Origin of the sequence: Neorhizobium sp. JUb45 (assembly GCF_004343585.1) — a bacterium.
Lineage (GTDB): Bacteria > Pseudomonadota > Alphaproteobacteria > Rhizobiales > Rhizobiaceae > Neorhizobium.
This window is the reverse complement of record NZ_SLYW01000014.1, coordinates 69934-81594: the sequence shown is the minus strand read 5'-3', so window position 1 is coordinate 81594 and position 11661 is coordinate 69934. Positions and strand designations below refer to the sequence as shown.

Annotated in this window: 10 protein-coding genes; 2 read left to right on the top strand and 8 right to left on the bottom strand. The window is 57.5% G+C overall.

The window, feature by feature from the left end:
* Positions 1-541: 541 nt before the first annotated feature.
* From EDF70_RS27920 to EDF70_RS27890, 7 genes are all read right to left on the bottom strand, one after another.
* Positions 542-1321: an SDR family NAD(P)-dependent oxidoreductase gene (locus EDF70_RS27920; protein WP_207908347.1), complete on the bottom strand. Its 780-nt coding sequence runs from the start codon at positions 1319-1321 to the stop codon at positions 542-544.
* 148 nt (positions 1322-1469) lie between these two features.
* Positions 1470-2222, bottom strand: a complete 753-nt coding sequence (locus EDF70_RS27915) for a hypothetical protein (RefSeq protein WP_132280977.1) — start codon at positions 2220-2222, stop codon at positions 1470-1472.
* On the bottom strand, positions 2219-3250 hold the full coding sequence (locus EDF70_RS27910) for an MsnO8 family LLM class oxidoreductase (RefSeq protein WP_132280974.1): 1032 nt from the start codon (positions 3248-3250) through the stop codon (positions 2219-2221). The genes EDF70_RS27915 and EDF70_RS27910 overlap by 4 nt, the downstream gene beginning before the upstream one ends.
* A 55-nt stretch (positions 3251-3305) precedes the next feature.
* On the bottom strand, positions 3306-4307 hold the full coding sequence (locus EDF70_RS27905) for a nuclear transport factor 2 family protein (protein ID WP_132280971.1): 1002 nt from the start codon (positions 4305-4307) through the stop codon (positions 3306-3308).
* Positions 4308-4330: 23 nt separating this feature from the next.
* Positions 4331-4822: a nuclear transport factor 2 family protein gene (locus tag EDF70_RS27900; RefSeq protein ID WP_132280968.1), complete on the bottom strand. Its 492-nt coding sequence runs from the start codon at positions 4820-4822 to the stop codon at positions 4331-4333.
* A gap of 48 nt (positions 4823-4870) precedes the next feature.
* Positions 4871-5989 (bottom strand): alkene reductase, encoded by a 1119-nt coding sequence (locus tag EDF70_RS27895; protein ID WP_132280965.1) that lies wholly within the window; start codon positions 5987-5989, stop codon positions 4871-4873.
* Positions 5986-7014 carry an LLM class oxidoreductase gene (locus tag EDF70_RS27890; protein ID WP_132280962.1) on the bottom strand — a complete coding sequence of 343 codons (1029 nt, stop codon included), beginning with the start codon at positions 7012-7014 and terminating at the stop codon, positions 5986-5988. Before EDF70_RS27890 ends, EDF70_RS27895 begins: the two co-directional genes overlap by 4 nt.
* Positions 7015-7109: 95 nt before the next feature.
* Between EDF70_RS27890 and EDF70_RS27885 the strand changes: the two genes are divergently transcribed.
* Positions 7110-8030 carry a LysR family transcriptional regulator gene (locus EDF70_RS27885; RefSeq protein WP_132280959.1) on the top strand — a complete coding sequence of 307 codons (921 nt, stop codon included), beginning with the start codon at positions 7110-7112 and terminating at the stop codon, positions 8028-8030.
* 144 nt (positions 8031-8174) lie between these two features.
* Positions 8175-8840: a TetR/AcrR family transcriptional regulator gene (locus EDF70_RS27880; protein ID WP_165932166.1), complete on the top strand. Its 666-nt coding sequence runs from the start codon at positions 8175-8177 to the stop codon at positions 8838-8840.
* 192 nt (positions 8841-9032) lie between these two features.
* Here EDF70_RS27880 and EDF70_RS27875 read toward each other — a convergent pair whose 3' ends face one another.
* Complete coding sequence (locus EDF70_RS27875; RefSeq protein ID WP_132280953.1) at positions 9033-11402, bottom strand: membrane-bound PQQ-dependent dehydrogenase, glucose/quinate/shikimate family; 2370 nt, start codon at positions 11400-11402, stop codon at positions 9033-9035.
* Positions 11403-11661 lie beyond the last annotated feature (259 nt).

The following is an 11661-nucleotide window of genomic DNA, read 5'->3' as shown; positions in this document are numbered from 1 at the left end:
GATGGCAAGGATTTGTGGTTCACTGAATCTGCTCGTCTTCATCAAAATCTCCTCGATCATAAAGCCCGAGAAAATTCTACTTTTGAAGTCCGTTAATTGCCGGGGGGATTACCATTGCGGCCTCGAATAAAGAGCCGGGTACACTGATCTATGAATATTCCCTCGGTGAAGACGGGCGAACTGTCCACATCGTTGAGCGATATCTCACCGATGCCGTGCTATCCCATATAGAGGCCACCTTTGGTCCCCATGCTGAACGCTTCCTCAAGCTGGCGAACATCGAAAAGCTTTATGTCTACGGAGAACCAACGGCTGATCTTCGTGCAAAGCTTGAGACTTTCGGAGCGATCTTCTTGACCCCAATATCTGGGTGTTCGCGCCCGATCGCCGTAATCTGAGCCAATATCTCCGATCGATCCTGAAGCAGATTTCGCGGTGCTCGTGACTTCTGGCTTCCGGAGCCGGTTCGACCCGATTTTCAGTTTCATTTCATGTGTCTGAAGACTGTGATCCTCCTCCTTATCTCTGCCTGCCAGGGGAACTATTGAGCGGAGTAGCCGCCGTCCACCGGGAGGATTGCTCCGGTGATGTATGACGCGGCCTCCGATGCAAGGAATACGAATGGCGCGGCGATCTCCTGTACTTCAGCGCGGCGACCGAGTGGGGTAAATGTCTTGATACGCTCTTCCGATTTTGGATCGGCGTGCACGGTGACGCCCGCCATGATGTTGTTGACATACCCTGGTGCCACAGCGTTCACACGAATTCCTAACGCCGCCCACTCAACCGCCAAATTACGAACAAGCTGGTCGATCCCACCCTTGCTTGCCCCGTATGGTGTCAGACCTGCAACCCCGCACCGCGATGCTATGCTCGACGTCATGATGATCGAGCCAGTGAGCCCGGCTTTGATCCAATATCGTGCTGCGGCTTGGGCGGGCAGGAAAGCACCTCGAAGATTGATGGCAAGGACACGATCCCACTCTGTTTCTGTGTAGTCGATCGCTGGCTTGATCACATCAATGCCCGCATTGCAGACAACGGTATCGAGGCGACCAAATCGAGAGAGGGCTTTTTCCACGAGAGCGGATGCGTAGTCTCCCTTGGCAACGTCACCTGTAAGGCTCTCTACGCGCTCGGTGCCAAAGATGTCTGATAATGATCTGCGGGCGTTCTCCACTTCATCAGCATCAATTCCGGAGATGACAACATTCTCTCCGGCATCAAGAAACGCCCTCGCTATGGCGAGGCCGATGCCTCTGCTGCTTCCGGTGATAATGACCGACCTATTGGAAGAAAGGTTCTGTGTAATTTCTTGCATCGCACTTTTCGCTTTCGAGAATTGCTTTTCTTGCCGTCAAACTTGTTTTCTTTGCATCGGTCGGCCAACGCGTAAAATTCCGACGTACCGAACTGCTTAATGTTTACGAGCGAAAGCCGTTGTGTCGCGCTCCTAACCGGCGCCCCCTTTAAGAAAATATTTCATCACCGATTTCCACCTCAATCCGGCTAAAAGGAGGGAGGGCACTCTCGATGACTTCGATTGTCGGGAAAACATCGCCCACGCAGTCCCTTATCGTAAGGCGCACGACACGGGAGCTCTGTGTGCTATCGCTCATCGCGGTGACAATCGCCTCGTAGGCGCTGCTACCCTCTGGAGCAGATGTCAAAGCAGAGACCTTCTGCATATCGCTTCCCAATGTAGAGATCAGACGACGGTCCGCTCCCGCTCCCTCAAGACCAGCAAGGTCGGCGTGGACGCGGGAAAGTACACGGTTCGTCGCCCAGGACGTCTCGTACTCAGACTTCGTGTTTGGGAGGATAGGCGTCTTGTCGACAGCAATGAATCTCGGTCCTTCGGGCGCGAACTCGATCCGGGTTTCGTAAGCGATAATCGAGCCGTGAATGCCTGAAGTGCTCGGAGCTTGATAAGCGACCACCATGCTCAGCAGTCCTTCACCATTGTTGTCATCCGAGTAACTGGAATGAACGATGTGGTGCGAACTGACCTCGTCCGGGATCGCTTTGAACCACGCGATGAGGCTATTATGGTCCGTTGCGAACAGATGAGTTCCGCGATGTCCCGAGAGACGCACGAGCGGATGAAACATTTTCAGATGAGATTCCAGACTTCCGCCTGGAGCCTCAAGAAAGGCGAACCATCGATGGGCGAGATGAAGCGCGATATGGTTGCGCTGTGCCACCGTCATCCTGTCGGTCATGCCTGCACCTTCTCTGGAAGAACTTTGGTGGAGGAGGACATTGACGCGGCGAGTGCTCTGACAGCGTTCAGTCGGGCCTGCTCGCCCGGCATCATGAGATTGATCATCACCTCATCGGTCCCATACGCCTCGGCAAGTTCCCGAAGCTGGGAAACGACTTGAGGAGCAGTGCCGAAAACGAGCCTACCCTCATTTCGTTGGCGGGCCCCGATCTCGCCCGGCATCCATTGGTGGTTCCGGGTGGTCTCAAGGGAGGGAACCTTGTCGAATGGCGATGCGCTTTCGGCATGGGACAACCATAGGTGAAACGCATCAGCATAGGCCTCGGCTTGCGTCTCGGTTTCTCCGACAGCGACGAAGACCGCCACGACGACATCTGGCTTCTCCGAGAAGTCCGTCGGCTGGAAGGCAGCGCGATAGGCATTTGCGGCACTCGGGCCGCGCGTGCTCGGATTGATGAAGTGTGCGAAAGTGAATCCAAGCCCGGATTGAGCGGCTATCTCAGCGGTCGCGCCGGATGCTCCAAGTACGAACGGCCGAGGTTTATTAACAGTCTGCGGAAGCGCTCGCATCCCCGAATATTGCGATCCAGTCACGTGGTGCCCCGTCAAAAAGCCCACCAGGTCAGATACCTTCCGAGCGTAAGGAAGCTCCTTGCTCTTCTCGTCATTCAAGGCGGCTGTAATACGCTGATCGGCTCCAGGAGCGCGGCCGAACCCGAGGTCGATACGATTGGGGAATAGGGCTTCGAGAAGCTGGTAGTTCTCGGCAATCTTCAGGCTGCTGTAGTTCGGCAAGAGAACACCACCGGACCCGACACGGATTCGTGCGGTCGCGGATGCGATCCGCGCCATGAGGATTTCCGGTGAGTTGCTTGCAGTGGCCGGCATGCCGTGATGTTCCGACACCCAGTAGCGATGGAAGCCCGCTTCTTCCGCATGCTGTGCCAGTTTTACGGTTGCGGTAAAAGCATCGTTCGGAAGAAGACCTTCGTCTACCGGTGAGTAATCAAGAATGCTCAGTCGCATAACAATTTTCCTTGTCTGTTGGGCTTTGGCGAGGCGGGGTGCGGACAGCGGTCCGCTACTCGGGCCTGTCGCCTTTGCCTGAAAGGGTCAGTCCCAAAAGTTCGTCGATGTCCATGTCACGGCTCGAAAACCAGCCGGCCCGGTATTCGAACCAGACGATCCTCCAGAGCGTACCATCTCGCCTAAGGCGCAACGGATAGTAGGCTCCGAATACATCGGCATCCTTGCCGGCCTGAGGAATGATCCGCCCAACGATCATCGCGGCCATGTCTCCGTCAACGCGACTGCCGAGAACTTCGCCGTAATGCTGCATCCAGGGCCAGGCCCGCCTGAAATCCTTCTGGACGCCGATGATGGCGTGGCGACCACTAAGAGGTCCCATGGGGCTGAACGTCCCCGCGGCGTCTTCGGCATACGAACTGACCAGCAAGCCGAAATCCGACTGGTCAATACCCCAGCTGTATCGAGCGTATGTGTCCTCGACGTCGCGGGTTAGGTCAGACCGCAAACGATTGCCGGGGTAAAGGTGCCACGGGGCGTCGAGTTCACTGACGATGACATGCAGCGGATCACCGATCTCCCAGACTTTCTCGTGAACGGGGTAGGTCCAGTCCGGTCGCAAAGACCTGTCCCCTTCGATCCAGGTGAGTTGAACCTTGAGCGAGGCAATTGTCCAGTCGGCGCTATCATCTGGTCGCATGATGTCGACGACGAATATGGCACCAAAGGATAGGCGCGATCCGGCATCGATATGCCCTGCGAGATAGCCGCTGGCCCGCGCTGTCGTCAGACTGCCGGCCAAGTAGATGTTGGTGCTGTAGAGTTCGAATTTCTGGCTGTCGGTGAATGGGCCAAACATGCCGCCGACAGCCTCGGGTCCGAACAACAGGCCGGAATGGCTGGTCGTCGCGGTCACCGCGCTGTCGGCAAGCATGCCCATGCTGACCGCACTATCGTGCCGCAAGGCCGCCACCATGCGCTCGATCGTCATGATCCCCGCCTCGTGGGCGAGCGCGTATTCGGGAGCGGACTGGTCCGCGAGGGCTTGTGCGGTCATGGGAACGGATCCTGGAGTTTCTATTAAGCGGGGAGGGTCATGGCATTAGCGGGGTCGAAGCTGGAGACAGTTTCGCCACGCTCCGGCCATACCGTTTCTAGCCGCGAGCGGCTGATCCGCCACTCGCCGTCGACGCGGCGGTACTGGTCGGAATAGAGACCCAGCAGCAGAAGCGGATTGGGATCGGGCTTGGAGGCGGTCTCAAAATCGATCAGGTAGCAACGACCTTCGGCGACATCCGGTCCGGTAATCTTGACCCAGTGGTTGGTGACCGCGTGCAGGAACGGGTAGTTGCCGCGCTTGTCCCGGTCGAACAGGGATATCGCACCGCCGAGGCCTTCGCGGATTTCTTCCAGCCCGCGCATGCTGCCGACCGTCACCTCGACGACGGCGTCCTGCGTGAAAACGTTTTCGAGGCCATCGACATTGGCGCTGTCGAGGTAGTGGCTGTAGAGCGTGCGGAGATTACGGATCTCCTCAGTGTCGAGGAGTTTCTGGATGCGGTCGTCGGTCATGGCGTTCCTGAATGGTGAGATTGGGAGAACTGGATGGCGGTCAGGGTTCTAGTAACCGTGAGCGTCCTTGCCTGGCTTGTAGCTCGGATAGTCCGTGTAACCCTTCTCGCCCCACTGGCCGTAGAAGGTGGCGCGATCGGGTTCGGCCAAAGGCCAGCCGTTCTTCATCCGCTCGACGAGATCAGGGTTGGATATGAAATCCTTGCCGATCGCGATCAGAGACAGGTGGCCTTCTGCGATCGCTTTTTCGCCCTTTTCTCGATCGAAGCCACCGGCCGCGATCAACGTGCCGCGGAAACCGTCGCAGAAGGAGGCCGCAAACCCATCCGGGATCCCCGGCAATCCCATGGTGAGCTGGTCGCTCAGATGCACATAGGCTGGTTTGCGGAAATTCAGTTCTTCCGCCAGGCAAAGCCAGGTTTCGGCCTCGTCATCGAATGGCCGCATATCGTAGAGGCGGCCGAACGGCGAGATGCGGACACCAACACGGTTTCCACCGACTGCGTCTGACACGGCGTCCATTGTCTCCAGCAGGAAGCGCAGCCGGTTGTCGATCGACCCGCCATACTTGTCGGTGCGATCGTTGACTGCGCCATTGATGAACTGATCGAAAAGATAACCGTTTGCGCCGTGCAGCTCGACGCCGTCGAAGCCGGCATCGATCGCCATCCGCGCCGCTCTGACGAAATCCTGGGTGACCCGCGCCACCTCAGCCGTTTCGATCGCTCTCGGCATGCTGGCGGGTACGTTGGCGGGGTTGCCATCCGCGTCGTAAGTAAAGGCGTTGCTGTTCTCTGCACGAGCAGATGTCGAAGAGACAGGAGCCGCGCCGTCTTTCTGCAGCGAGGTATGCGACACCCGGCCCACATGCCAGAGCTGCGCGAAGATGCGGCCGCCAGCGGCATGAACGGCATCGGTCACCGTCCGCCAGCCTTTCGCCTGCTCAGGCGTGTAGAGGCCGGGATTGAACAAGTACCCGCGCCCTTCGATCGAGATGGGCGCACCTTCACTAACGATCAGCCCAGCCCCCGCACGCTGACTGTAATAGAGAGCGGTGAGTTCATCGGGAGTGTCATTCATTGCACGGGCGCGGGTCATCGGCGCCATCAGGATCCGGTTCGACAAGCGAAGTCCGGCGAGATCATAGGGTTCGAACAGGGAGGTCATGATACTTCTTTCGAATTCGTGACGATGGAAGGGAAATGCGGCAGGACATTTTCCGCGAGGTCAGCCATCAGTTCATCGTAGGGCCTGCGGCTGACCTTCGGATTGAGCGCGGCGTGATTGACGCCTGCAGCCCGCGCCGTTTCCAGGAATTCGGCGAGCGCGATAGATCCCGTTCGGAAACCTGCCCGCATTCGCTCGAAAGGGTGGTGCCGGTCCTCGACGAGATCGAGATAACCCGCCATGCCGATCGGCTTAAACGTCTGCTCACCACGGACGGATTGCACGAGGTTAGCCCATTCTCCGGCGAAGACGGACAGGTTCTCGACCGCCGGCGCGGGCGCAATGAAACCGTCCATATGTTCGGCGATCCATTCGATGGATTGCTGCGCGCGACCGATGGCGATCGAGGGTGTCCGGTCGAAGGGCGGTTTTGGAAGCAGATCGACGTGGCCATACGCCACGCCAAAGCGTTCGGACCGAAAGGTCGGGAAGTCCTCGTCGGTAATGGTCCGGTAGACTTCGTAGGCATCGCGAAAACGCTCGCCTCTGCTGGTGAAGTCGATGCCGAACAGCGGATATTCTGCAGGGCGATCGCCGGACGACAGGCCAAGCAGCATGCGGCCGCCTGAGAGGTGATCGAGCGAGGTTACCTGCTTCGCCAGCATTTTTGGTTCGCGAAGCGGCAGGACGATTCCAGCCGTGCCCAGCGCGATCGACTTCGTGGCGACTGCGAGCGTCGCGATATAAATCAGCGGCTCGAAGACCTGGCCGGTGTCACCGTAGGTCGGATCGTAGAACGGCACGTCGCGCATCCATAGCGCGCCAATACCGGACTCGTCCGCTTTCTGCGCCATCTGGATATGGTTGCGCATGGTTGGGGCAGGGGTGTCGGGGTGCGTTTCCAGCGGCATGATCAGACCGACGGTCAGGCGGTTCCTGGCGAAGAGGCGGCGGTTGCCCGGATGATGGATCGGTGACGCAACGGTTACGCCGACTTTGGTCTCCAGATTCCAATTCACTGTCATGGCGAAACTCCTTGGTGTCGCAGACAGATATATTCCGATCTCTTCGCAACTATAATACGCTTCACATTCCGTTCATTTGATCGTAGAATTCCGTAATGAGCATCGGAAACAGGTTTGATGGCCTGACAGAGTTTGCGGAGACTGTCCGGGCCGGAAGCTTCTCGGCGGCCGCTGCTGCCCTTGGAATCACCGCGTCGGCGGTCGGCAAGAGCGTTTCTCGCCTCGAGGCACGACTTGGAACGAAGCTACTGCACCGGACGACCCGGAGCCTGACACTGACGAACGAAGGCGAGGCCTATCTCGCGGCCTGCATGAACGTTCTCGACGAGCTCGAAAGCGCAGAAGGCACGATCGCCGTCGGCCGGAGCGTTCCTGTCGGCAGGGTGCGCATTGATCTACCGGGAGCATTCGGCAGGCGGCACGTCCTGCCAACCGTGCTCGATCTTTCTCGGCTCCATCCGAGGCTGGATCTGTCCGTCACCTTCTCGGAGCGGCTGGTTGATATCTTTGCCGAGGGAACCGACGTCGCCGTCAGGATCGGGGAACTGCGCGACGACACCGGACTGGTGGCACGTCGCCTCGGGTCACAGCGCTTGGTGATCTGTGCGTCGCCGAGCTATCTCGCCGAAAACGGTGTTCCACGCGATGAGGCTGAACTCCTGGAGAGAGATTGCATCGGCGGCATCCGCAGGGACCAACGCATGAGCTGGCTGATGAAATCGAAAGATGGCTCAACATTCATGCAGGAGGTGAAAGGTCGCCACGAATTCAACGACGGAATGGCGATGGTCGACGCCGTTCTGGCGGGCTGCGGCCTGTCGCAGCTCCCGACATGGCTGGTCGGAGAGCATCTGAGGAGCGGCGCGCTTGTCCCCGTGCTCGAACAGCACGCAGGCGCTGAAATGCCGATCCACGTGGTCTGGCCACAGTCGCGATATGTCAAGCCGAAACTTAGGGTGCTGATTGATGCATTGGTGCAAGTGGCGCGGCTCGACAACTCGGGCTTTCATCCTTGACGAGGGATCGCTGTACGCATGCATATCGCTTGAAACGTGCGACAATCCGGGCCATGGGATTTGGGTTCTTCGGAGCAGTCGGGTAAAGCGAGGACCGACCTGTGAGCTGATCACAGGTCTTTGACGAAGAGCATTGGGAATAAATTGGCCACCAAAAGAGAGAATACAGGCAGACCGGTTACGCCGAAAGGAAAGAAACGCACTGACGCTTTCTTGCAGGTCGCGGCCAACCTTTTCCTCGAGCACGGCTACGACGATCTTCGGCTTGATGACGTCATCGCCGTTACAGGAGGGTCAAAAGTCACTTTATACCGCCAGTTCGGGAACAAGGAATCGCTTCTTGAGGCCGTGACAGAATACATTTGTGCTGGATACGAACGAGACCTGCGCTCGCTCGATTTATCTGGCACTGACGTCCACCTGAGCTTCAGGCGGCTTGCGCTCGCTTTGGTTGAACTCGCGCTCTCGGATCGGCAGCTCCAGTTCTATCGCCTTGTCATGGGAAACAGTGCGCGGTTTCCAGCAATCGGGCGTATCTGGTACGAACGAGGTCTCGCAACCGTTTCGAAGGTTTTTCGTGATTTTCTGTTCATCCATCTGCCGACTGGCGGAATGAGCGAGGCGGAAATCGACGCATTTGCGGACGTCGTGCAGGGAGCCCTGGTGTTCCGTCTAATGAGTGAAGCAGCTGTGTTGCGAGTTCGCCCTGACCAGGATCGCATTACGTACACGGTCGAAATCGTCAGCAACATCTTCCGTGCTCAATACGAGCTAACAGTCAATGGGTCTGGACGAGGTCCAGTCGGATGACACTTTTGTCTTTGAGACGGTTTGCTTCATAACAATCCAACCAACGCGGCGAGGATAGAGCTGTCCGCTCGATTTCTATACAGGCACGCGGTTTTGGATGTTCGCAGCGGAGGCACTGCGAACATCTTCTGAAACTCCACCGTTTCCACTGCTACGCGATGGGAGTTTCGGGTTTTGTCGAGGATTAGCTGATCATTGCCTTTGCGAGGGCAATGCGAACGCCACCACGTAATCACCGCGGTCAGGCGACTGTCTCGCACCGCCTGCAACAATCACAACATACTGTTTGCCGGTTGTGGGCGAGACGTAAGTCATTGGTGTGCCCTGCGTGCCAACTGGAAGCCTTGCCTTCCAAAGTTCTCTTCCGTCGCGTTCGTCGAAGGCGCGCAAATAATAGTCCTGCGTACCGGCGTAGAAAACCAAACCCGATCGTGTTGACATTGGGCCGCCTAAGGTCGGCATGCCGAGCGGAATCGGAAGACCAACTTTCACCCCCGCCATCACTGTGTCGCTAACAGTCCCAGCCGGACGCTGCCATACGAGCTTGCCGCTGTGAAGGTCGACGGCCGAGATGGTGCCAAACGGCGGTCGAACGCAAGGGATCCCGAGAGGTGACATGAAAGGAGAATTTACAACGCCAAACGGCGTACCATTCTGAGCGGAATAAAGGTTCTTGCCCTCATGGCCGCCTTTGACCGCCTCGGAGTTCGCAGGACGCGGCTCCACCAGCTCAACGGTAAGCGGCAGTCTGATGTCGTTAACAAATAGAAGGCCCTGATCTTCGTCGATCGCAGCACTACCCCAATTCATGCCTCCGAAGTTTCCAGGATGCTGAAGGCTGGTCGAATTCAGACGCGGGGGTGTGAAGTCCCCATCGTAACGCAGCTGCTTGAAGGCAATCCGGCAAGCCAACTGATCGAATGGCGTTGCGCCCCACATATCCGCTTCTGTCAGATGGGGAAGGCCGATCAAAGGCATTTCCACGGAGTAAGGTTGGGTTGGCGAAAGTCTATCGCCAGGGGCAGGCCCCTGCGGAACGGGACGTTCCTCTACCTTCTTGATCGGTGTGCCATCGCGTCGGTCAAGGACGAAAATCTGCCCTCGCTTGGTGATCTGAACCAAAGCTGGAACCGTCCCGCCCTTTCCGTCAGGCATATCATAAAGCGCTGGCTGAGCCGGTACGTCGTAGTCCCACAGGTCGTGATGCGTGGTCTGGAAAGACCATTTCGGCTTTCCAGTTACGATATCCACTGCGACAACCGAAGAGTTGTAGGCGTCGTCGAAATCACGACGATGTCCGCCCCAATAGTCTGGCGTTGCATTGCCTGTCGGCAGATAGACCAGACCGAGCTTTTCGTCGAACGCAGGCGCACTCCAAACGTTGGGGGTGCCGCGAGTATAGAGGTGATCCGCAGGTGGAGGGTTTGGCAGATCGGGCTGCCCCATATCCCATGCCCAAGTCAGTTTGCCGGTCACCGCGTCATATGCGCGAAGGACGCCAGAAGGTTCGTTCGTTTCCTGGTTATCGTAAACCCATCCGCCGACCAGAATCTTTCCGGCAGCGATCATCGGCGCAGAAGTCGGTACGTAGTAGGCATTCTTTATGACACCCAGACCACCGCGCAGATCAGCACTGCCATTGTCTCCGAAACTCGGGCAAAGTTTCCCTGTTGCCGCATCAAGTGCGATGAGGCGCCCATCAGTTGTGCTGGTAACGATGCGGTCGATGCAAGGCCCCTGCTCACCGCTCGAAGGAGAAGCCGATGCATTGAAGTGGCTGACACCACGGCATCGCGTCCATGTCCCGTTGTTGTCGACCTGCGGATTGAAGCGCCAACGCTCCTTGCCGGTGTCCGCGTCAATAGCGATGACCTGGTTGAGAGGGGTGCACACATAGAGGGAATTGCCGACCTGCAACGGCGTGTTCTGGTATTCCGCGCCTGCGCCTGGCATTTCACCGGTACGATAACTCCAGGCAACCTTCAGTTCCTGGACGTTATCCTTGTTGATTTGATTGAAGGGCGCAAACCGTGTTCCGGCCGTGGTGCGTCCATAGGCGTTCCAGTCTCCAAACTCATCAGGTTTCAAGGAGGCGGAAGCGGATTGAGCGCCGCGAGGATTGTAGATCACGGAGTGCGGGAAGAACATGTTGACTGCGCTCGCTACTACGACGATCGCCATCACGGCCGAGCCGCTAAACCAACCCAAACGCTGTTTGTTTAGCGATGGTAGAGAGGCTGCCAGCAGAAATGCGGGGATTGAAACGATCACAACCGCTGAAAGCCTGGCCACCAGCGGCCAGAAATCCAGTCCCGCTTCATAAAGGGACCATGCGATAGTGCCGATCAGAACCGCTAGGAAAATCCAGAAGCCCCAAGCTTTTGCCCGGAAAATGCCGACAGCGGCTATGACGAGCAAGGCTCCGGCGATCAGGTAATACGGCGAGCCGCCGAGGGATGCGAGGTAGGCTCCACCTCCCCCTATAAGCAGGCCGTAGATGAAAAGTATGGGCGCAAAAATTCGTCGCCCCAATGGAGCGTTGAAGGTCGATAGCAGTGGCATGACGTCTTTCTCGAGTGAGCCCGCCCTAACAAGGAGGGAAGAAGGTTATAAAGTGTACTTGTGCGTACACTTTATAACCTTCTTCGTACGGCTTTCAAGACAAATTGTCGCACGGTTTCAGTCCGGCCATCACATATGGGCGTCATGAGGTTCGCGGTGTCTATCTGCTCGCATCAGGTGATGCTGAATTGTAATGGCCGGAAGACCACCGCCCTCAATTGAAAGCACTGGATGTCGTCAAATCAAGTCGGTTGATTGG